16 protein-coding genes are annotated in these 21,830 nt (G+C 71.2%); 10 read left to right on the top strand and 6 right to left on the bottom strand.

Features of this window, described 5'->3' with window-relative positions; genetic code table 11:
- Positions 1-125 precede the first annotated feature (125 nt).
- The 3 genes from speB (at position 126) to OH735_RS12780 (ending at position 6,498) form a co-directional block, all read left to right on the top strand.
- Positions 126-1,094, top strand: coding sequence for an agmatinase (speB, locus tag OH735_RS12790; protein WP_406381580.1), 969 nt, complete (start codon positions 126-128; stop codon positions 1,092-1,094).
- A 377-nt stretch (positions 1,095-1,471) separates the two neighbouring features.
- A complete protein-coding gene (locus OH735_RS12785; RefSeq protein WP_406381579.1) occupies positions 1,472-2,425 on the top strand; it encodes a serine hydrolase in 954 nt (317 codons plus the stop codon).
- A gap of 299 nt (positions 2,426-2,724) precedes the next feature.
- Complete coding sequence (locus OH735_RS12780) at positions 2,725-6,498, top strand: ABC transporter ATP-binding protein (RefSeq protein ID WP_406381577.1); 3,774 nt, start codon at positions 2,725-2,727, stop codon at positions 6,496-6,498.
- Between the two features lie 23 nt (positions 6,499-6,521).
- Here the strand turns inward: OH735_RS12780 and OH735_RS12775 are convergent, their stop codons facing one another.
- Positions 6,522-7,028: a hypothetical protein gene (locus OH735_RS12775; protein WP_406381575.1), complete on the bottom strand. Its 507-nt coding sequence runs from the start codon at positions 7,026-7,028 to the stop codon at positions 6,522-6,524.
- A gap of 311 nt (positions 7,029-7,339) precedes the next feature.
- Between OH735_RS12775 and OH735_RS12770 the strand changes: the two genes are divergently transcribed.
- Positions 7,340-7,711, top strand: coding sequence for a hypothetical protein (locus OH735_RS12770; protein ID WP_406381573.1), 372 nt, complete (start codon positions 7,340-7,342; stop codon positions 7,709-7,711).
- Positions 7,712-7,811: 100 nt separating this feature from the next.
- Positions 7,812-9,281: a S28 family serine protease gene (locus OH735_RS12765; RefSeq protein ID WP_406381571.1), complete on the top strand. Its 1,470-nt coding sequence runs from the start codon at positions 7,812-7,814 to the stop codon at positions 9,279-9,281.
- 72 nt (positions 9,282-9,353) lie between these two features.
- On the opposite strand, the gene OH735_RS12760 is transcribed toward OH735_RS12765, so the two are convergent.
- Together OH735_RS12760 and OH735_RS12755 are read right to left on the bottom strand one after the other, a co-directional pair.
- A complete protein-coding gene (locus OH735_RS12760) occupies positions 9,354-11,219 on the bottom strand; it encodes a glycoside hydrolase family 3 protein (protein ID WP_406381570.1) in 1,866 nt (621 codons plus the stop codon).
- A gap of 243 nt (positions 11,220-11,462) precedes the next feature.
- Positions 11,463-12,374 carry a LysR family transcriptional regulator gene (locus tag OH735_RS12755; RefSeq protein ID WP_406381568.1) on the bottom strand — a complete coding sequence of 304 codons (912 nt, stop codon included), beginning with the start codon at positions 12,372-12,374 and terminating at the stop codon, positions 11,463-11,465.
- Between the two features lie 99 nt (positions 12,375-12,473).
- On the opposite strand from OH735_RS12755, the gene OH735_RS12750 reads away from it, so the two are divergent.
- A complete protein-coding gene (locus OH735_RS12750) occupies positions 12,474-13,430 on the top strand; it encodes an EamA family transporter (protein WP_406381566.1) in 957 nt (318 codons plus the stop codon).
- A gap of 91 nt (positions 13,431-13,521) precedes the next feature.
- Here OH735_RS12750 and OH735_RS12745 read toward each other — a convergent pair whose 3' ends face one another.
- Positions 13,522-14,310, bottom strand: coding sequence for a sugar phosphate isomerase/epimerase family protein (locus OH735_RS12745; RefSeq protein WP_406381564.1), 789 nt, complete (start codon positions 14,308-14,310; stop codon positions 13,522-13,524).
- Positions 14,311-14,470: 160 nt separating this feature from the next.
- Positions 14,471-15,550, bottom strand: a complete 1,080-nt coding sequence (locus OH735_RS12740; RefSeq protein WP_406381562.1) for a LacI family DNA-binding transcriptional regulator — start codon at positions 15,548-15,550, stop codon at positions 14,471-14,473.
- A gap of 130 nt (positions 15,551-15,680) precedes the next feature.
- On the opposite strand from OH735_RS12740, the gene OH735_RS12735 reads away from it, so the two are divergent.
- The 3 genes from OH735_RS12735 (at position 15,681) to OH735_RS12725 (ending at position 18,883) form a co-directional block, all read left to right on the top strand.
- On the top strand, positions 15,681-16,832 hold the full coding sequence (locus OH735_RS12735) for a Gfo/Idh/MocA family protein (protein ID WP_406381560.1): 1,152 nt from the start codon (positions 15,681-15,683) through the stop codon (positions 16,830-16,832).
- Positions 16,833-16,910: 78 nt separating this feature from the next.
- On the top strand, positions 16,911-18,059 hold the full coding sequence (locus tag OH735_RS12730; RefSeq protein WP_406381558.1) for a dihydrodipicolinate synthase family protein: 1,149 nt from the start codon (positions 16,911-16,913) through the stop codon (positions 18,057-18,059).
- On the top strand, positions 18,056-18,883 hold the full coding sequence (locus tag OH735_RS12725) for a sugar phosphate isomerase/epimerase family protein (protein WP_406381556.1): 828 nt from the start codon (positions 18,056-18,058) through the stop codon (positions 18,881-18,883). The genes OH735_RS12730 and OH735_RS12725 overlap by 4 nt, the downstream gene beginning before the upstream one ends.
- A gap of 363 nt (positions 18,884-19,246) precedes the next feature.
- Here the strand turns inward: OH735_RS12725 and OH735_RS12720 are convergent, their stop codons facing one another.
- The gene (locus tag OH735_RS12720; RefSeq protein WP_406381554.1) at positions 19,247-20,329 is read right to left on the bottom strand and encodes a PLP-dependent cysteine synthase family protein; all 1,083 of its coding nucleotides are present in this window, start codon (positions 20,327-20,329) and stop codon (positions 19,247-19,249) included.
- Positions 20,330-20,920: 591 nt separating this feature from the next.
- On the opposite strand from OH735_RS12720, the gene OH735_RS12715 reads away from it, so the two are divergent.
- On the top strand, positions 20,921-21,592 hold the full coding sequence (locus OH735_RS12715; RefSeq protein ID WP_406381552.1) for an MBL fold metallo-hydrolase: 672 nt from the start codon (positions 20,921-20,923) through the stop codon (positions 21,590-21,592).
- The last annotated feature ends 238 nt before the right edge of the window (positions 21,593-21,830 follow it).

Raw genomic sequence — 21,830 nt, 5'->3', positions numbered from 1 at the left:
GGGTCACCTACCGTCTTCACCACGTACGACGTGCGCGCATGTGACACAGAGCGAGCACCGCCTCAGCGCCACCCCGCATCGCAACAAGAAGCGTCACCCCGCATCGCAACAAGAAAGGCACCCCCGTGAGCAGCAACGAAACGCCGCGCGGTCCCGTCGACTCCTCCCGCGTCCCGCGGTACGCCGGACCCGCGACGTTCGCCCGGCTGCCCCGCCTCGACGAAGTCGGCACCGCCGATGTCGCCGTCGTCGGCGTGCCCTTCGACACGGGTGTCTCCTACCGGCCCGGCGCCCGCTTCGGCGGTAACGCGATCCGTGAGGCGTCGCGCCTGCTGCGCCCGTACAACCCGGCGCAGGACGCCTCGCCGTTCGCCCTCGCGCAGGTCGCCGACGCCGGGGACATCGCCGCGAACCCGTTCAACATCAACGAGGCCGTAGAGACCATCGAGGCCGCCGCCGACGACCTCCTGTCCACCGGCGCCCGCCTGATGACGCTCGGCGGCGACCACACCATCGCGCTGCCGCTGCTGCGCTCCGTCGCGAAGAAGCACGGCCCGGTCGCCCTGCTCCACTTCGACGCCCACCTCGACACCTGGGACACCTACTTCGGCGCCGAGTACACCCACGGCACCCCGTTCCGCCGCGCCGTCGAGGAGGGCATCCTCGACACCTCCGCGCTCTCCCACGTCGGCACCCGCGGCCCGCTCTACGGCAAGCAGGACCTGGACGACGACGCGAAGATGGGCTTCGGCATCGTCACCTCCGCCGACGTCATGCGCCGCGGCGTCGACGAGGTCGCCGACCAGCTCCGTCAGCGCATCGGCGACCGGCCGCTCTACATCTCCATCGACATCGACGTCCTCGACCCGGCACACGCGCCCGGCACCGGCACCCCCGAGGCCGGCGGACTGACCTCCCGCGAGCTGCTCGAGATCGTCCGCGGGCTGTCCTCCTGCAACCTGGTCTCCGCCGACCTGGTCGAGGTCGCCCCCGCGTACGACCACGCCGAGATCACCTCCGTCGCCGCCTCCCACACGGCGTACGAGCTGACGACGGTCATGTCCCGCCAGATCGCAGAGGCCCGTACGAAGTGAGCCACGACCACCACGACGAGCGGCCGCAGCCCACCCCCGAGCAGATCGCGGCCGCTCTGAACCCCCGGCCCTGCTGAGGATGTTCGAGCCGACGCATCTGTAGGGCGGCGTACGTCCGTCCCGTGCCCCGACCGCCGGGGCACGGGACGGACTCGTTTTCCGGGCAGGTTGACCAGCCGTCATGTTCACCCCTGTCACCGCGCCGGACCGCATGGGGCCGTCGGTACCCGGCGCGACCGGCGAGCAACTCCTCAGCCCGGCATGCGCAACTTTTCGTCCGTTCGGCAGTCGATACTGACGGGTGCGCCGGGGCGCGCCGTACGGATCGACCCAGGGGGAGAAGCCGCATGAAAGTTCAGTCTCGTATAGGCCGTCGCGTGCACGTGCCTAGTCGCGCGCAGGTCGCACTCTCCGTCGCGCTCGCCGCAGGCGTAATCGCTCCCGTGGTATTCGGAGCCGCGCCCGCCGCCGCCGCGACGCCGCCGGTGAGCTGCACGTCCGGCAAGGCGGGGCTGGCCGCCAAGCTGTCGAAGGACATCGCCGCCGCGCTCAAGGGACGGAAGTCCACGACGGCCGTGGCGCTCTACGACCGGACCACCAGGACGAACTGCTCCCTGCGGGCGACGGCGAAGTACGACTCCGCCAGCGTCGTGAAGGCAACCGTGCTGGCGACGTTGCTCTGGGACAAAAAGAGGCACAACCGCTATCTCACCCAGCGCGAGATAAACCTCACCACCGCCATGATCACGAAGTCCGACAACAACGCGACCACGAGCCTGTGGAAGCAGCTCGGGGTGACGAAGGTCAAGGCGTTCCTGAAGGCGGCCGGGATGTCGCACACCGTGCCCGGCTCGCGTGGCTACTGGGGTCTCACACAGATCACCGCCCAGGACGAGCTGCGGCTGCTGACGCTGCTGACCGCCAGGAACTCCGTGCTGAGCGACAACGCGCGGGCGTACGAACTGGGTTTGATGCGCAAGGTCGTCTCCTCCCAGCGCTGGGGCACGCCCGCCGGTGCGCCGTCCGGGGTGACCGTCCAGGTCAAGAACGGCTGGCTGCCGCGCGCCACCCACGGCTGGCGGGTGCACAGCATCGGCGCGTTCACGGGCAAGGGGCACGACTACGCGATCACCGTGCTCACCCAGGACAACAAGACGATGAACGACGGCATCAACACCATTCAGGCCGTCGCCCGCGCCGTGCACAAGGACCTCAACCCGACCGTCGCCACCCAGTCCACCGTCGCCCCGCCCGCCGCCCCGCAGGAAGCGGTGCCCGCGGTACCGGAGGCACCGGCGGTACGGATGCTCACCGCGACGCCGCGGTCGTAGCGGACGCGGCCGAGGCCGTGCTCGATCGCCGGACGCGGCATGACCGTTCGGCGATCGAGGTCGTCGCGGGCTGCGGCCACCGACCGGCCTCGGCCCCGGGCGTGGGTCAGCCGCCGACCGCCTGGGCCCCGGGCGTGGGTCAGCCGCCGGCCGCCTGGGAACCGGCGTCTGCCGCCGCCCCGGAACCCGCACGGGCCGTGAACGCCACCCGCAAGACCCGTCTTCGTAACGGCGGGATGAAATCCGCTGCCCACCGCGTTGGTGCCAACCGGTAGACCAGATCGAACGGGGAGGCATCGGTGACGGACGCAGAAGACGCTGTGGACGCAAGAGGCACAGCGGGCGCGGGACGGGCGCCGGGCTGGGCTCGGCGGCTGAGCGGCTATGCGTGGCGCTACCGGCGCAATGTGCTGCTGGCGCTCGGCTCGTCGCTCGCCGGCATGGCGGTGATGGCCCTCGTCCCGCTGATCACCAAGGTGATCATCGACGACGTCGTCGGCGACCACACACGGTCCCTCGCCGTCTGGACCGGGCTCCTCATGGCCGCCGCCGGGCTGGTGTACGCGGCCACGTACATCCGCCGCTACTACGGCGGCCGCCTCGCCCTCGACGTACAGCACGACCTCCGCACCGAGATGTACGGGACGATCACCCGCCTCGACGGCAAGCGGCAGGACGAGCTGTCCACCGGGCAGGTCGTCGGGCGCGCCACCAGCGACCTCCAACTGATCCAGGGGCTCCTGTTCATGCTCCCGATGACCATCGGGAACGTGCTGCTCTTCCTCATCTCCCTGGTGATCATGGCGTGGCTCTCGCTGCCGCTCACCCTCGTCGCGGTCGCCGTCGCCCCCGCCCTCTGGTACATCGCCCGCCGCTCCCGCTCCCGGCTCTTCCCCGCCACCTGGTACGCCCAGGGGCAGGCCGCCGCCGTCGCCGGAGTCGTCGACGGGGCCGTCTCCGGGGTCCGGGTCGTCAAGGGGTTCGGGCAGGAGGAGCAGGAGACCGGCAAGCTGCGCGAGGTCGGGCGCAGGCTCTTCGCCGGGCGGCTGCGGACGATCCGGCTGAACGCCCGCTACACCCCCGCCCTCCAGGCCGTCCCGGCGCTCGGCCAGGTCGCGATGCTGGCCCTCGGCGGCTGGCTCGCCACCCGCGGCGAGATCACCCTCGGCACGTTCGTCGCCTTCTCCGCCTACCTCGCCCAGCTCGTCGGCCCGGTCCGGATGCTCGCCATGGTCCTCACCGTCGGACAGCAGGCCCGGGCCGGCGTCGAACGCGTACTGGAGCTGATCGACACCGAGCCGACCATGCAGGACGGCACCAAGGAGCTCCCGGCCGACGCCCCCGCGAGCGTCGAGTTCGACGACGTACGGTTCGGCTACGACGAGCAGCGCCCCGTCCTCGACGGGTTCTCGCTGACCATCGAGCCGGGTGAGACCGTCGCCGTCGTCGGCGCTTCCGGCAGCGGCAAGTCCACGGTGTCGCTGCTGCTGCCCCGCTTCTACGACGTGACGCACGGCGCCGTCCTGGTCGGCGGCCACGACGTCCGCGAGCTGACCCAGCGGTCCCTGCGCGCCGCCATCGGCCTCGTACCGGAGGACAGCTTCCTGTTCTCCGACACCGTCCGCGCCAACATCGCCTACGGATTCCCGGACGCCACCCAGGAACAGATCGAGGAAGCCGCCCGCGCCGCCCAGGCCGACCGGTTCATCGCGGACCTGCCCGAGGGCTACGACACCAAGGTCGGCGAGCACGGACTCACCCTCTCCGGCGGCCAGCGCCAGCGCGTCGCGCTCGCCCGCGCCATCCTCACCGACCCCCGGCTGCTCCTCCTCGACGACGCCACCTCCGCCGTCGACGCCCGCGTCGAGCACGAGATCCACGAGGCGCTGCGCCAGGTGATGGCCGGGCGGACGACCCTCCTGATCGCCCACCGCCGCTCCACCCTCGGCCTCGCCGACCGGATCGCCGTCCTGGAACACGGCAGGCTCGCCGACATCGGTACGCACGAGGAGCTGGAGCGCCGCTCCGCGCTCTACCGGCGGCTGCTCACCGACCCCGACGAGCTGGGCGGCACCTCGCCCGGACACCAGCCGCCGACCACCACCGCCGACACCACCCCCGAGGACGACCGCGCGCTCCAGGAGGAACTGGACGCCGAATTCGACGCCGCGCGCGGCATCAGCCCCCGCCTGTGGGTCCGCGAGGAGAAGCCCGGCGACACCGGGGCGGCCGGCATGCCCGCCACCCCCGAGCTGCTCGCCCAGGTCGAGGCGCTGCCCCCGGCCACCGACACACCCGACATCGACGAGGCACGGGCCGTTGGCGCCGAGGAGTCCTACGGGCTGCGCAGGCTGCTGCGCGGCTTCGGGCTGCCGCTCCTGGTGAGCCTGGCGCTGGTGGCGGTGGACGCGGGCGCCGGTCTCCTGCTGCCCGTACTGATCCGGCACGGCATCGACAAGGGGGTCTCGCAGCTCGCCCTCGGCGCCGTCTGGGCGGCGTCCGCGCTGGCCCTGGTGGTCGTACTCGTGCAGTGGGCCGCCCAGATCGGCGAGACCCGGATGACGGGCCGCACCGGCGAGCGGGTGCTGTACTCACTGCGGCTGAAGATCTTCGCGCAGCTCCAGCGCCTCGGCCTGGACTACTACGAGCGCGAGCTGACCGGCCGCATCATGACCCGGATGACGACGGACGTGGACGCGCTGTCGACGTTCCTGCAGACCGGTCTGGTCACGGCCTTCGTCTCCGTCGTCACCTTCTTCGGCATCATGGTCGCGCTGCTCGTCCTGGACGTGCAGCTGGCCCTCGTCGTCTTCGCGACGCTGCCGGTGCTGGTCATCGGTACGTTCTTCTTCCGCCGCAAGAGCGTCCAGGCGTACGAACTGGCCCGCGAACGCATCAGCGTCGTCAACGCCGACCTCCAGGAGTCCGTCTCCGGGCTGCGGATCGTGCAGGCGTTCCGCCGCGAGCGCGACGGCGCGGACCGGTTCGCGCAGCGCAGTGACCACTACCGCGAGGCCAGGGTCCGCGGCCAGTGGCTGATCTCGGTCTACTTCCCGTTCGTGCAGCTGCTGTCCTCGGTGGCCGCGGCGGCCGTCCTGATCGTCGGCGCGGGCCGGGTCGACAACGGCACGCTCACCACCGGTGCGCTGGTCGCCTACCTCCTGTACATCGACCTGTTCTTCGCCCCGGTGCAGCAGCTCTCCCAGGTCTTCGACGGCTACCAGCAGGCCACCGTCTCCCTCGGCCGCATCCAGGAGCTCCTGCGGGAGCCGACCTCCACCGACGCCGTGGACGAACCGCTGGACGTGCTGTCGCTGCGCGGCGAGATCGCCTTCGAGGACGTGTCCTTCGCGTACGGGAGCGGCGACGACACCGAGGAGGCCCTCAGCGGTGTCGACCTGCGGATCCCGGCCGGCCAGACGGTCGCGTTCGTGGGTGAGACGGGTGCCGGGAAGTCCACCCTCGTCAAGCTCGTCGCCCGGTTCTACGATCCGACGGGCGGCCGGGTCACGGCGGACGGCACGGATCTGCGCCGTCTCGACCTCACCGCGTACCGGCACCGGCTCGGGGTCGTGCCGCAGGAGGCGTACCTCTTCGCCGGTACGGTCCGCGACGCCATCGCGTACGGGCGGCCCGAGGCCACCGACGCCGAGGTGGAGGCGGCGGCGCGGGCGGTCGGCGCCCACGACATGATCGCCACCCTGGACGGCGGCTACCTGCACGAGGTGGCCGAGCGGGGCCGCAACCTCTCGGCCGGCCAGCGCCAGCTGATCGCGCTCGCCCGCGCCGAACTCGTCGACCCGGACGTCCTGTTGCTCGACGAGGCGACCGCCTCCCTGGACCTGGCCAGCGAGGCCCTGGTCAACCAGGCGACCGACCGCCTCACCGGCCGTCGCACCACCCTGGTCGTCGCCCACCGCCTGACCACGGCCGCCCGCGCCGACCGGGTCGTGGTGATGGACCACGGCCGGGTCGTCGAGGACGGCACGCACGACGAACTCCTCGCCAGGGAAGGGCACTACGCCGTGCTGTGGCGCACCTTCATCGGGGAGGACGAGCCCGCCGGGGTGTGACGACGCCGGGCCCGCCCCCGGTGTCACTCGCCGATGCCGGAGATCTTGTAGGTGCGCAGGTCCGACCGCACGGTCAGGTACGAGTACCTGGGGTGCTTGCCCTTGCTCCAGGTGAGCCGCACCGTCGACCAGGTGTGACCCGCGCCGCTGTCGCCCGAGGTGACCCGGAAGGCGAGCGGGGTGTTCTGGGCGCGGAGCACGCCGTCCGCGTGGTTGCGCTGCTCCCAGGTGGCCAGTTGGGTGCGCAGCTGGGGGGTCAGATAGAACGACCGCAGGGCGGTGGCGAGCTTGCCGCCGCCCTGAGCCGTGACGGCATCGATATAGGCGGCGTAGAAGTGGGCAACCTGCTGGAAGGCAGGGGCGCCGGCGTCACTGCGGGCCGGCGCCGCGGCGGCCGGGGCCTGCGGGGCGGCCGTGGCGGCGGGGACCACGGAGACGGCGGCGGAGGCGGTGAGGAGAGCGGTGGCGAACAGCGTCCGGCCGATGACGCGCCGGCTACGGAGGGCCTGGGCGCCCGGGAGTTGGAGCATGACAATTCCTGCCTTTCATGTGGATCTGCCCTGTTGGACCCGTGCTGTGGCGATTCGGTTGTTCTGGTGGGCGGAGCGCGCCCGATGCAACCTCCGAATGGCCCCCTGCGTCGTACGCATGTACGCACATGTGTCGAACGCGGGCGTAGGTGTTCGATCTGACGATGGGACTGCTGGTGATCAGAGAGACCGGAAAGGCCGGCAGGTGCGGACGGACTGGACGGGACGGGCGGACTGGACGGGACGGGCGGGACGGACGGGGCAGACAGGGTGGACGGGACGGACGGGGTGGACGGGGCGGGCCACGCCGGATGCTTGCGTGGCTGTTCGTCCTGCCGCTGGTGGCCGCCGTCGGTCTGGGGCTGACCGGTACCGCGGCGAACAGCGCCGCCGCCGCGACGGTCTGCGCCGGGCGCCCCGCGAAAACGGTCACGTTCAAGACCGGTGAGCTGCGCGTCTTCAAGAGCCGCTCCTATGCCTGCGCCGTCGCGGTCGCCAAGAAGCCGGGCTCGCGCCGCGAGATGTCCGTGACGCTCCAGCCGCGCGGCGGCGGCCCCGTCGTCGACCGCGGCCGCTACACCCGGCGGGCCGGCCCGGTGACGGTCCACGCATTGAACCGGTGCGTGCGGGCCTCGGCCACCATCGCCGGAAAGTCCGGCTCCACGGGCTGGGTTCTCTGCTGACGGATCGGAGCCTGTCGATCCGCGGTGTGGACAGAGTCTGGCGGTGCAGGAGTTGCCCCGATAGGTTCACGGCGAATGTTGTGAATATTGGGGAGGATGTATGCGCAAGGCGCTCAGAGGATTCCTGTCGCTCGCGGTGCTCATCGGTACCGTGAGCGCGACGGGTGCCTCGGCCGGGGCGGCCACCGCCGCGGAACCGGCCGCGTTCCGGAGCACGGCCGGCCTCGACAGCGGCACGAGCACGGACATCAAGGACCGCATCCTGGCCATCCCGGGGATGAGCCTCATAGAAGAGAAGCCGTACGAGGGCTACCGCTACTTCGTCCTCAACTACACCCAGCCGATCGACCACCGGCACCCGTCCAAGGGCACCTTCCAGCAGCGCATCACGCTGCTGCACAAGGACACGTCCCGCCCGACGGTTTTCTACACCAGCGGTTACAGCGTCTCCACGAGCCCCGGCCGTTCCGAGCCGACCCGGATCGTCGACGGCAACCAGGTCTCTCTGGAGTATCGGTTCTTCACCCCGTCCCGCCCGGAGCCCGCCGACTGGTCCAAGCTCGACATCTGGCAGGCGGCCAGCGACCAGCACCGCGTCTTCACCGCGCTGAAGCAGATCTACTCCAAGAACTGGCTGACCACCGGCGGCTCCAAGGGCGGCATGACCGCCACGTACTTCGAGCGCTTCTACCCCGATGACATGGACGGCGTCGTCGCGTACGTCGCGCCCAACGACGTGGTCAACAAGGAGGACTCGGCGTACGACCGGTTCTTCGAGAACGTCGGCACCAAGGAGTGTCGCGACAGGCTGAACGGTGTGCAGCGCGAGGCACTGGTCCGCCGTGAGCCGCTGGAGAAGAAGTACCAGGAGTACGCCGCCGCGCGCGGCTACACCTTCGAGACCACCGGCTCGCTCGACCGGGCGTACGAGGCCGTCGTCATGGACTACGTCTGGGCGTACTGGCAGTACAGGCTGCTGTCCGGCTGCGACACCATCCCGGCCGACGCCGAGAACGCCTCCGACCAGGCGATCTGGGACTCGATCGACTCGATCTCGGGCTTCTCCTTCTACACCGACCAGGGCCTGAAGGGCTACACCCCGTACTACTACCAGGCGGGCACCCAGCTCGGTTCGCCGAACATCGAGCAGCCGTGGCTCGGCAACCTCAGCCGGTACGGGTACCAGCCGCCGCGCAACTTCGTGCCGCGCTCCATCCCGATGAAGTTCGAGCCGTCGGTGATGCGCGACGTCGACACCTGGGTGAAGCAGCACGCCAACCAGATGCTGTACGTGTACGGGGAGAACGACCCGTGGGGCGCGGAGCCCTTCCGGCTCGGTGCGGGCGCCCGGGACAGCTATGTCATGACCGTGGCGGGCGGCAACCACGGTTCCAACGTCGCCGGGCTGGACGCCGACGACAAGGCGAAGGCCACCGCGGCCATCCTGCGCTGGGCGGGCGTCGCCCCGGCCGCCGTGCTGGACGACCCGGCGAAGGCGAAGCCGCTCGCGAAGTTCGACGCACGGCTCGACAAGCGGGACGTGATGAACGAGCGCGGGCCGCGGCCGTAACCGGTCCTTGCGCGAAGCCGTACCAAGGAAGGGGCTGTGCGGATGCACAGCCCCTTCCCGGTCACCGGGTTTCTAGTACGTCAGCCCGTACCCGACCGGGTACAGCACCCGCGCCGGGTCGTCCGCGCGCTGCACCGGCACCGGCAGGGTGCCCTCCGGTTCGGCGCGGCCCGCGATCACCCGGGCGGCGGCCCGCAGTTCGACGTCGGTCCAGGAGTACGTGGCCAGGTTCGCCGCGAACCCGGTCCCGGCCAGCTGGGCGATGTCGTACGGATTGCGGATCGCGACCGTGATGACCGGGACGCCGGTCGCCGCCAGCGCGCTGACCAGGGTGCGCTGGGAGCTGGTCGCCGAGACGTTGTACGTGGCCACGATCACCGCGTCCTTGCCCCGTGCGGCCGCCACCGCCTCGTCGATCTTCGCCTTGGTGGGGGCGGTGCCGGTGGACAACGCCGTTGCCGTGTGGCCCAGTTCACCGAAGGCGGTGGCCAGGGTGGTGGTCGGCGGTCCGGTGGTGCCGGACGGTGAGGCCGGATCGGCGCCGACCACGAGGAGGTTCTTGTGGGAACGGCGGGAGAGCGGCAGCACCGCGCCGTCGTTGGCGAGCAGCGTGGTGGTGCGCTCGGCGATCCGGTCGGCGGCGGCGAGATGGGCCGGCGTCCCGACGGTACGGTCCACCCCCGCGTGGCTGACGAAGGGGTCGTCGAACAGCCCGAGCTTCGTCTTCAGCCGCAGGATGCGCAGGATCGATTCGTCGATCCGGGCCTCGCTGATCTCGCCGCTCTTCACGGCCTCCAGGACGGCGTTCCAGGAGACGTCGAGGCGCGGCGGGTTGAGCAGCTGGTCGACGCCGGCCTGGAGGGCGAGGACCGGCACGCGCTCGTCGCCGTACTTCGTCCGCACGCCCTCCATGCCGAGCGAGTCGGTCACCACGACACCGTCGTAACCGAGTTCCTCGCGCAGGATGCCGGTGAGGATCGGGCGGGACAGCGTCGCCGGGTCCTCGGCCGGGTCCAGCGCCGGGACGACGATGTGCGCGGTCATGATCGAGTCGATGCCCGCGGCGATCGCGGCCCGGAACGGCGGCTCGTCCAGCTCCGCCCACTGCTCCCGGGTGTGGCCGATGACCGGCAGACCGGTGTGGCTGTCGGTGCTGGTGTCGCCGTGGCCCGGGAAGTGCTTGGCCGTCGAGGCGATCCCGCTGCTCTGATACCCCTTCACCTGCGCCGCGACCATCCCGGCCACGGACTGCGGGTCGGAGCCGAAGGAGCGTACGCCGATCACCGGGTTGGCCGGGTTGACGTTGACGTCGGCGTCCGGGGCGTAGTTCTGGTTGATGCCGATCGCGGCCAGTTCGGCGCCCGCGATCTGCCCGGCCCGGCGGGCGTCGGAGCGCGAGCCGCCCGCGCCCAGCGCCATCGCGCCCGGCATCAGGGTGGCGGGCTCGCCGACACGGCAGACGATGCCGTGCTCCTGGTCGGTGGAGATGAGGAGCGGCAGGGGAGTGGGGCCTGCGAGACCGGCGCGCTGGATGCCGTTGGACAGGTCGGCGATCTGGTGCGGGTCGCGGGTGTTGTGCGCCCAGGCGAAGTAGATGATCCCGCCGACGTGGTACTTGGCGATCATCTCGGCGGCCGTACGGACCCCGATCTCGGCGAGGTTGGACTTGATATCGGCCTGGTCGGGCTCGGTGGCGGAGTGCCCGTATACCCGCATCACGAAGAGCTGCCCGACCTTCTCCTCCAGGCTCATCCGGGAGATGAGCTCCTTGAGGCGCTTGGTGGCGGCGGCTGAATTCTGCTGCCCGCTGCTCTGCCCGCTGCTCGCGGACCGCTGGGCGGCGACGGCGCCGGGGGCGACGACGCCGCCCGTGACGGCGACCGCGGCGGTCGCGGCGGAGGCGGTGAGGAGGGTGCGTCTGGAGGTGCGGTGGTGCACGTGAGCTCCTTCGGCCGTACTCGGGGACGAGAGATGGTGAAAGAAACGGTGGTGAAAGTAACTTCCAAGGAGCACGGATATCCAGAAAATAACTTCCGGTCAAGGGCTCGGACCGTTTTGAGCCCGTCCCGTACTCGCGGCCACGTCGCCGAGGGTGCGGTGCCGGGGGCGCGGCGCACGGGGTGCGGCGCCGGGGCGTGGTGGCAGGGCGTGGTGGCAGGGGGCCGCGGCGCCGGGGTTCCGTTACGTCCTCAGCCCCACCGCGGTCCCGTGGGCCTGGAGCGCCGACACCGCCGCCGTGATCGAGGGCCGCCGGGCCGCCTCCGTACGCCACAACGCGTACAGCCGACGCACCGGCACGGGATCGAGCGGCACCGCGACCACGCCCGGCGGCAGCGGCCCCCGCCCCAGGCGCGGGATCAACGCGACCCCGAGGCCGGCGGCGAGCAGGGCCAGTTGCGTGTGGTTCTCCTCCGCCTGGTGCCGGATGTCCGGCTCGTAACCCGCCGCGCGCAGCGTCCGTACGAGCCAGTCGTGGCAGACCGTCCCGGGCGGCTGGCAGATCCACCGCTCCTTCGCCAGCTCCTCGCGCCGCACCGCCTCCCGCCCGGCGAGCCGATGGCCCGCCGGCACCAGCAGATCGCACGGGTCGTCACCGATCACCGCCTGCGCCACGCCCTGAGGGGCGGGCAGCGGGGCGATGTCCCAGTCGTGCGCGACCGCCAGATCGATCACGCCCTTGGCCACCAGGTCGACCGAGAGATGCGGATCGACCTCGGTCAGCCGGACCTCCAGCGCGGGATGGTCCCGGTCCAGCCCGGACAGCACGCCGGGCAGCAGCCCGCGCGCCGCGGACGCGAACGCACCGATCGACAGCCGCCCCGTCGGCAGCCCCCTGCGCTCCTCCAGCGTCGTCTCCGCGCGCTCCACGATCGCCAGCAACTGCTGGGCGGTGGTGGCGAGATGGAGCGCCTCCTCGGTCAGTGCGACGCCGCGCCCGCGCCGTTCGAGAAGGGTCGTACGGGTCTCCCGCTCCAGCTTCGTGATCTGCTGCGAGACCGCCGACGGGGTGTAGCCGAGCGCGGCGGCGGCGCCCGCCACGGAGCCATGGACGGAGACGGCGTGCAGCGCGCGCAGCCGGGACAGATCGAGCACCGGAACCTCCGACCGTTGGTGATTGGTTAGCAACGCTCAATTCCATCATGAAGAAATTCGCGCTGGTGCTACATGGTCGGCGCGGGTGATCCTCGGTGCATGCGTCCCCTCCACATCGCCCTGGCCGCCCTGGTGGCCGCCGTCTGGGGTGTCAATTTCGTCGTCATCGAGGTCGGCCTCGGGCACTTCCCGCCGCTGCTCTTCTCCGCTCTGCGCTTCCTGGTTGCCGCGCTGCCCGCGGTCTTCTTCGTCGGTCGGCCCAAGGTTGCCTGGAAGTGGATCGTCGGCGTCGGACTCGTCCTCGGAGTGGCGAAGTTCGGGCTGCTCTTCATCGGCATGGACCGCGGCATGCCCGCCGGTCTCTCCTCCCTCGTGCTCCAGGTCCAGGCGGTCTTCACGGCTCTCTTCGCGGCGCTCGCCCTCGGTGAACGTCCCGGCGGAATACGGGTGTTGGGGATGGGGGTGGCTCTCTCGGGCATCGGAGTGGCGGCGGTCGACGAGGGCGCGGGCGGGCCCGTGCTCGCCTTCGTCCTGGTGATCGCGGCGGCGGCCTGCTGGGGTGTCTCCAACGTGCTGACCCGCAAGGCCGCCCCGTCCGACTCCCTCAACTTCATGGTGTGGGTATCGACCGTGCCCGTGCTCCCGCTGCTCGGCCTCTCCCTCCTCTTCGAGGGCTGGGACCGCGACGCCGACGCCCTGGCCGCGCTCGACTGGAGCGGCGCCGGAATCATCGTCTACGTCGCGTGGATCACCACCGTCTTCGGCTTCGGGGCCTGGGGCTTCCTGCTGCGCCACCACCCGGCCTCGTCGGTGGCCCCGTTCACCCTGCTCGTCCCGGTGTTCGGGATGTCCTCGGCCGCGCTGTTCCTCGGCGAGTCGGTGAGCCCGCTGCGGTGGTGCGCGGCGGCTCTCCTGGTCGGCGGGGTGGCCCTCACGTCGCTGGCGGGGACGCGCCGGCCCCGGCCCGCGGCTCTGGATGCCCCGGACGCCCCGGACGCCCCAGACGCCCCGGACGCCCCGGACTCTCCGGAGGTGCCGTCGGCGCGGGCGCACTGAACGGTCCCGGCCGCCCTGCGGCTTGCGCGCACCCGCCTCACTGCTTGGGCGCGCCCTACTGCTTGGGCCCGTCCTGCTGCTTGGGTCCGCGCTACTGCTTGGGCGCGCCCGCCCCCAGCAGATGCTCCCGCCCGGCGGCCAGCAGCCCCGGCAGCTCCGCGGCCCCCGGGTACCAGCGCTTCTCGTACTCCCAGCAGACCCAGCTGTCCGCGTCCAGGGTGTTCAGGCACTCCCGCAGCGGCAGCACCCCCGCGCCCAGCGCCAGCGGAGTGGTGTCCTCGGCGGATGCGATGTCCTTCACCTGTACGTACCCCAGGTACGGGGCCAGCACCGCATGGCTCGCGGCCGGCTCCTCGCCCGCCAGCCAGGTGTGCATGACGTCCCACAGCGCACAGATGCTGCCGTGCCCCACCGCCCCCACCACCCGGGCCACGTCGGCCCCCGCCCGGTGCGAGTCGTGGGTCTCCAGCAGGATGCGTACGCCCAGGTCCGCGGCGTGCGGAGCGGCGGCGCCCAGCCGGCGGGCGGCGGTCGCGTCGGCCACGGCGGGGTCCTGGCCGCCGCCGCCCGGGAAGACCCGCACGTTCCGGGCCCCCAGGTCGTGGGCCAGCTCCACCAGCCCGGCGAGCTCGTCCAGCGCCGGCCGGTCCTCCCCCTCGCCCGCGGCCCGGACGTACCCGGCGACGGTCAGGATCTCGACGCCGCCCTTCCTGAACTCCTCGACGACGGCGGCCCGTTCGAGCGCCGAGATGCCCGGGTGCACCGGCTCCTCGGGGTGGGCGCGCAGCTCCACCCCCTGATAGCCGTGCTCCGCGGCGAGCCGGACGACGTCGGCCATCGGCATCCCCGGCACTCCGAGGGTCGAGAAAGCGAGCTTCACGAGCGTGGTTCCTTCCGTCGTTACGTGCCACGGCACCGTACGCACCGGACAGCGGCCCGCACATCATGGGCCCGGAACGCGACGGATCGGCAACCCCGGGGCCGGGGACGGCGGAAGGCACAAGCGCGAGATCCAGCCCGAAGGGTGCCTCGCGCGCGGGTCACGCCCGCGGCGGCGCCGTCGACCCCCGCACCATCAGCTCCGCCGCGATCGTCGCGATGCCCCCCGGCGGCGGGGCCTCCTTGCCCATCGCCAGCCGCCCCGCCCGTGCCCCCGCCTCGAAGAGCGGCAGGCGTACGGTCGTCAGCGCCGGGACCGCGTCCACGGCGAACGGCAGATCGTCGAAGCCCGCCACCGAGACGTCCTCGGGGATGCGCAGACCGCGGTCCCGGATCGCCGCGCTCGCGCCCAGGGCCACGGTGTCGTTGGCGGCGACGATCGCCGTCACCTCCGGTTCGCGGCGCAGGAGTTCGAGGGTGGCGTCGTAGCCGGAGCGGCGGTCGTAGGGGCCGTGGACGGTGAGGCGTTCCTGCTCCTCGGCGCCCGCCCCGTCGCCGAGTCCCGCCGCCCGCATCGCGTCGCGGTGGCCTTCGAGCCGGTGGCGGGTCGTCGTCCGCTCCAGCGGGCCCGCGACGTAGCCGATCCGCCGGTGGCCGAGCGACAGCAGATGCTCGGTGAGCCGACGCCCGCCGCCCCGGTCGTCGAAGGCGAGTGCGGCCACGACCGCCTCGCTGCCCGGCAGCGGGGGCCGCCCGCACAGCACCACCCGGGTGCCCGCGTCCGCGAGCCTCGCCAGCTTGGCGGAGATCGCCGCCTGATGCGCCGGGTCCTCCACCGCGCCGCCGGTGAGGACGACGGCGGCGGCCCGCTGGCGCTGGAGCAGGGTGAGATAGGTCAGTTCGCGCTCGGGGGAGCCGCCGGTGTTGCAGATGACGGCGAGCTTCTCGCCGCCGGCCCGCCCGGAGCCGTCACCCGGACCGCCGATCTCCGTCTGCGCCGCGCCCGCCATGATCCCGAAGAACGGGTCGGCGATGTCGTTGACCAGGATGCCGACCAGGTCGGACGTGGCGGCCGCGAGCGAGCTGGCCGGTCCGTTGAGCACGTAGTCGAGGTCGTCCACCGCGCGCAGGACCCGCTCCCGGGTGGACGCGGCCACCGGGTAGTTGCCGTTCAGCACGCGGGAGACGGTGGCCGGGGACACCCGGGCGCGAGCCGCCACGTCCGCCAGGGTGACTGTCATCGCTTTCCTCCGAGGGTGATGAGGAGTGAGAGGAGTTTGTCGGCGCGCCCCCTCTTGTCCGGGCCGCTGTCGGCAGGCTAGCGTCATACGGCATAGAAAGCGCTTGCTAAAGCTGTATGGAGGGAATTTCGTGACACGCAGGACAGTGCGCATCGCCATGAACGGCGTCACGGGTCGCATGGGGTACCGGCAGCACCTGGTGCGCTCGATCCTCGCGATCCGGGAGCAGGGCGGCCTCGATCTCGGCGACGGCGACGTGCTGTGGCCCGAGCCGGTCCTCGTCGGCCGCCGCGTCCACGCCCTGGAGGAGCTCGCCGCGCGGCACGGCCTGACCGAGTGGTCGACCGACCTCGACGCGGTCCTCGCGGACGAGACCATCGACGTCTACTTCGACGCCCAGGTCACCTCGGCCCGCGTCGAGGCGATCAAGAGGGCGATCGCCGCGGGCAAGCACATCTACACCGAGAAGCCCACCGCCACGGACGTCGAGGGCGCCCTGGAGCTGGCCCGGCTGGCCCGCGACGCCGGGATCAAGCACGGCGTCGTTCAGGACAAGATCTTCCTGCCGGGTCTGCTGAAGCTGAAGCGCCTCATCGACGGCGGCTTCTTCGGCGAGATCCTCTCCGTGCGCGGCGAGTTCGGCTACTGGGTCTTCGAGGGGGACTGGCAGGAGGCCCAGCGCCCGTCCTGGAACTACCGCGCCGAGGACGGCGGCGGCATCGTCGTCGACATGTTCCCGCACTGGGAGTACGTGCTCCACGAGCTGTTCGGCCGGATCGCCACGGTTCAGGCGCACGTCCAGACGCACATCCCGCAGCGCTGGGACGAGCAGGGCAAGCCGTACGCCGCCACCGCCGACGACGCCGCGTACGGCATCTTCCAGCTGGAGAGTGGCGCCGTCGCCCAGATCAACTCCTCCTGGACGGTCCGCGTCAACCGCGACGAGCTCGTCGAATTCCAGGTCGACGGCACCCACGGCTCCGCCGTCGCGGGCCTGCGCACCTGCCGCGTCCAGCACCGCTCGGCCACCCCCAAGCCGGTCTGGAACCCCGACCTCCCGGTCACCGATCCGTTCCGCGACCAGTGGCAGGAAGTCCCGGACAACGCCGTCTTCGACAACGGTTTCAAGGCCCAGTGGGAGCTCTTCCTGCGCCACATCGTGCTCGACGAGCCGTACACCTGGGACCTGATGGCGGGTGCCCGCGGTGTCCAGCTCGCCGAGCTGGGCCTGAAGTCCTCCGCCGAGGGCCGCCGCTTCGACGTACCGGAGCTGACGCTGTGACGATCCACCCCGCGTACGGCGCATCGGAGCTGATCCCGTGACGATCCACCCCGCGTATGGCGCATCGGAGCTGATCTTGTGACCATCCACCTCCCGCAGGGCCCGTACGAGCCCCGCACCACCCCGCTCGACCTCGCCGCCCCCGGCGGGGCACCGCTCGCCTCCCGTACGGTCTTCTCCGCCGCCCACGTGGTCGCCGACCCGTACGCCGACATCAGCCCCGACGACCCCGCGGCCGTCGACTGGGACGCCACCCTCGCCTTCCGCCGCCACCTCTGGTCGCACGGACTCGGTGTCGCCGAGGCCATGGACACCGCCCAGCGCGGTATGGGCCTCGACTGGGCCGGCGCGGCCGAACTGATCCGCCGCTCCGCCGCCGAGGCGAAGGCGGTCGGCGGCCGGATCGCGTGCGGCGTCGGCACCGACCAACTGCCCGCCGGGCCCGCCACGCTCGCGGAGGTACGGTCCGCGTACGAGGAGCAGCTCGCCCTCGTCGAGGAGAGCGGCGCCCAGGCCATCCTGATGGCCTCCCGCGCCCTCGCCGCCGCCGCGAACGGCCCCGAGGACTACCTGGAGACGTACGCACACCTGCTGCGCCAGGCCACCGAACCGGTCGTCCTGCACTGGCTCGGTCCGATGTTCGATCCCGCGCTGGAGGGCTACTGGGGCTCCCCGGACCTCGACGCCGCCACCGACACGTTCCTCAAGGTCATCGCCGAGCACCCGGACAAGGTCGACGGGATCAAGATCTCGCTCCTGGACGCCGAGCGCGAGATCGACGTACGCCGCCGGCTGCCCGGCGGGGTCCGCTGCTACACCGGCGACGACTTCAACTACCCCGAGCTGATCGCGGGCGACGACCGGGGCTTCAGCCACGCCCTGCTCGGCATCTTCGACCCGCTCGGCCCGCTGGCCGCGCACGCGGTACGGGTCCTGGACACCGGGGACGTCCAGGGCTTCCGGGACCTCCTCGACCCTACGGTCGAGCTGTCCCGCCACCTCTTCCGGGCACCCACCCGCTTCTACAAGACGGGCGTGGTGTTCCTCGCCTGGCTGGCCGGCCACCAGGACCACTTCACGATGGTCGGCGGCCTCCAGTCCGCCCGCTCGCTGCCGCACCTGGCGAAGGCGTACGAACTCGCGGACCGGCTGGGCCTGTTCCCCGACCCGGAACTGGCCGAATCCCGGATGCGTGCCCTGCTCACGGTCAACGGAGGCACCCGATGAGCGACGGCCGTCTCTCCATCAACCAGGAGACCATCAAGCAGTGGTCGCTGCCCGAGCTGGCCGAGGGCTGCGTCAAGGCGGGCGTCGACAAGGTCGGCCTGTGGCGGGCCCCCGTCCAGGAGTACGGCATCGAGCGCACCGCTCAACTCCTGTCCGACTCCGGCCTGTCCGTTACCAGCCTCTGCCGGGGCGGCTTCTTCACCGCGCTCGACCCGGCGGAACGGGCCCGCGCCCTGGACGACAACCGCGCCGCGATCGACGAGGCGGCGGCCCTGTCCACCGACACCCTGGTCCTCGTCTCCGGCGGCCTGCCGGCGGGCAGCAAGGACCTGCACGGCGCCCGCGAACGCATCGCGGACGCCCTGGGGCAACTCGCGCCGTACGCGGCGGAGCGCGGCGTACGTCTCGCGATCGAACCGCTGCACCCGATGTTCGCCTCGGACCGCTGCGTCGTCTCCACGCTCTCCCAGGCTCTGGACATCGCCGAACGCTTCCCCGCCGACCAGGTCGGGGTGGTCGTCGACACGTACCACATCTGGTGGGACGACCAGGCACCCGCCCAGATCGCCCGCGCGGGCGCGGCCGGCCGCATCCACTCCTTCCAACTCGCCGACTGGATCACCCCACTTCCGGCCGGAGTCCTGCTCGGCCGGGGCCAACTCGGCGACGGCGCGGTGGACTTCCGCGCGTTCCGCTCCCAGGTCGAGGCCACCGGCTTCGACGGCCCCGTCGAGGTGGAGATCTTCAACGAGACCCTCTGGGCCCGCGACGGCGCCGAAGCCCTCGCGGAGGTCGCGGCCCGCTACGCCGAACACGCCTGCTGAGAAGGCGTTTTTCCGCCACGGTAAAGAGATCGTCAAGGCGTGCAACCGTTCGGCACCCTGCCGGGTCATATCTGGCGTCGGGCGCTTCCGGGGAGGGATCCGGGGGGAATCGGGAAGCCCTGACGGAGGGGGACAGCGAGGGGGGTCCGGTCGTTTTGACCGGGCCCCGTTTCGTATTTCCGGCGCGGACGCTGACCCGTCGCAGGACGACTCGGGGCCTCCCGGCCCGGATCCTGCCGGCCGACGGGATCAGCGCAAGAAGGCCGCCCACGCCCTGGTCCATGAACTGCTCGACAAGAACGCCTCCGTCACCTACGGCATGGTCCGCGCCTACATCGCCACCCTGCGCGCCGCCCCGCCTGACTATCCGGCCGGCCATTTCCCGGTGCGGGCGAACCGCTCGATCTCGGCCTCGTACGGTGTGGGGTCGAGGCCTCGCGCGCGCACCCACGCCGCGTTGAGGTGGGTGTTCCGGTACGGATCAGCGGTGTCGCCGATGATGGTGACGATGCTGCCCTGCGTCCCCGCCTCGCGTATCCGTGCCACGAGGTGGCACGTCCCCCAGAAGTTGGTGCCGGTCGCCGGTCCGGCTTCGATCCCGGCAGTAGTGCGAAGCCACCGCAGGGCTGCAATGGACGCCGCGTCCGGTACCGGGATCATCAGATCGATCAACGCCGGCAGGAAGCCGGGTTCGACGCGTGGGCGACCGATGCCAGGTATCCGCGAGGGCATTCCCGTGGTGTAGTCGCCACACCCGCTCGCCCACGCGGGGAAATAGGCGGAGTTCTCCGGGTCCACCACGGCCAGCCGAGTCGGATGACCGTGTCGCCGCAGGTGACGCCCGACCGCTGCCGAGGTCGCCCCCGTTCCGGCACCGGTGACGATCCACTTCGGGATGGGGTGTGGCTCCCTGCTCAGTTGAACGAAGATCTCGTCGGCGATCGTCGGCTCACCCCATCCGGCCACCGCTCGCTCCGCGTCAGTGAAGTGGTCCAGGAAGTGGCCACCGAGCTGTTCGGCCAATGCCCTCGCCTCCCCCTGCACCGCGGCCGGCGGCTGCTCACCCACCTGCCACCGGCCGCCCTCTCCTTCAATCCTGGCCAGGACGTCCACAGAGGTCTTCGCCGGTACGACGGCGGTGAACACCAGGCCCAGCAGTCTCGCGAAGTGGGCTCCGGCGACGGCGACTGCCCCGCTCGTAGCCGCGATTACCGGCGTATCCGCCCTGATGGCGCCGCTGGCTATCGCCTCACAGAACATGGCCCGCACCAGGCGATACTTCATACTGCCGGTGGGATGCGCGGACTCGTCCTTGACGTAGATCTCGACGTCCCGGATCGCGGGTAGCGGAAGCGGGCGCAGGGGCGTAGGTGTCAGACGCCGACCGTCCGACTGTACCCGTCGGATCGCGTCGGCAGCCCACGACTTGGGATGTTGCATGGCCATGACCGGACCCTACTGGAGGCTCGGCACCAGTCAGGTCGCCATGCCCAGCGGTCATCATGGCGACACAAACCTGCCGCTGTGCCGGCTACCGCGCTTCGGCTCTGCCGTATCGCTTGGGCGGCTGGATTGGATGAGACGGCGACCCGCTGGAGCACCTTCACTTGATCCTGGGCGCGGGAAGGTACGAGGCGCTGAGCCCTCAAGGAACTTCCGGCATCGACGTGTTCGGGCTCAATCGAGGCTCACTGCTCAAGGGGCGTCTTGACGCGTACCGGACTGTAGGTTCTCAAACTCCGTGTCGGAATCTCCGAGCTGATGTCGGATCGGAATCGGATGCGACATGGAGCTGAGACTCGCAGGTTGTCCCGTCGCATTGAAGCTGTCGGATTCTCACTGGTTCTCATTCGAGCTGTCGGAATTCTCATCGCGTCACACGCTGAGCGGCAGCGTTTGCTTCGTTCTTGAGTCTTTCTGATCGCGTTCTCGCTGTCCTGTCACGGTCGGTTTCGGCAGACATGTGGGGTCGGGGGTGGCGGTGAGCTGTCAGCGAACTACCGCATGGCCGCGAGGGCGACCGCGCAGGCTGGGGGCATGGATGTGATCGAGGTACTGCCGAGGCTGCGCATGTTCCGCTTCCCGGTGGGGGCGGCCTATCTGTGGCGGGACGGCGACGAGCTGACCCTGATCGACACCGGGACGGCGGACTGCGCGGCGAAGATCGAGGAAGCACTCGACGGCGAGCTGCGGCGGATCGTGCTGACGCACTGGCACGAGGACCATTCGGGCTCGGCCGCCGAACTGGCCGCCCGGCACGGAGCGGACGTGCTGGCGCATCGGCTGGAGGCGCCGGTGATCCGGGGGGAGGCGGCCGGGCCGCCGCCGGTGCTGGAGGAGTTCGAGGTGCCGATCTGGGCGACGCTTCCGCCCCTGCCGCCGGCTCCGCCGTGCCGGGTGGACCGGGAAGTGGAGGACGGCGATGTGCTGCAGTTCGGCGGCGGGGCGGTGGTGGTCGCGGTGCCTGGGCACACGAATGGGTCGATCGCACTCCACCTGCCCGGGCCGGGCGTGCTGTTCACCGGTGACGCGGTCGCCAACGTTGGCCGGACCATGCTGGGTGTCTTCAACACCGACCGCACCCGGGCCATCGAGTCGCTGCACCGGCTGGCCAAGCTGGAGGTCGACACGGCGGTCTTCGGGCACGGCGATCCCATCGCCCACGGCGCGGCGGCTGCCCTACAAGGAGCGGCCGCCGCAACGATGTGACGAAGGTCGACCCTTCGCTCCTGTCAGTCCACCGTCCCCAGCAGCCGCCTATCTGCGACCTCTGAGTCGGTTGTCCTGCCGTCAGCCCGCTTCTGTCAAAGACATGTCGCTTGAGAACGCCGAGGGTCAGGGTTCTCAAACTACTTGGCAACCCAGCAGTGCAGCAGCACCCTGCCCGCCAGACGCACCGCGACAGGACACAGGTCGCGGCCATCATCCGCAGACCTGCCGTGTTGGG

It is taken from the genome of Streptomyces sp. NBC_01618 (genome assembly GCF_045209435.1).
Classification (GTDB): domain Bacteria; phylum Actinomycetota; class Actinomycetes; order Streptomycetales; family Streptomycetaceae; genus Streptomyces.
This window is presented reverse-complemented; position numbering and strand designations above follow the sequence as displayed.

Bases quoted from the DNA above. Each gene is read 5' to 3' on its own strand.
- OH735_RS12720 (WP_406381554.1), bottom strand. From the start codon at position 20,329: ATGGCCATGCAACATCCCAAGTCGTGGGCTGCCGACGCGATCCGACGG.
- OH735_RS12750 (WP_406381566.1), top strand. From the start codon at position 12,474: ATGCGTCCCCTCCACATCGCCCTGGCCGCCCTGGTGGCCGCCGTCTGG.
- OH735_RS12740 (WP_406381562.1), bottom strand. From the start codon at position 15,550: ATGACAGTCACCCTGGCGGACGTGGCGGCTCGCGCCCGGGTGTCCCCG.
- OH735_RS12715 (WP_406381552.1), top strand. From the start codon at position 20,921: ATGGATGTGATCGAGGTACTGCCGAGGCTGCGCATGTTCCGCTTCCCG.
- OH735_RS12775 (WP_406381575.1), bottom strand. From the start codon at position 7,028: ATGCTCCAACTCCCGGGCGCCCAGGCCCTCCGTAGCCGGCGCGTCATC.
- OH735_RS12765 (WP_406381571.1), top strand. From the start codon at position 7,812: ATGCGCAAGGCGCTCAGAGGATTCCTGTCGCTCGCGGTGCTCATCGGT.
- OH735_RS12725 (WP_406381556.1), top strand. From the start codon at position 18,056: ATGAGCGACGGCCGTCTCTCCATCAACCAGGAGACCATCAAGCAGTGG.
- OH735_RS12770 (WP_406381573.1), top strand. From the start codon at position 7,340: ATGCTTGCGTGGCTGTTCGTCCTGCCGCTGGTGGCCGCCGTCGGTCTG.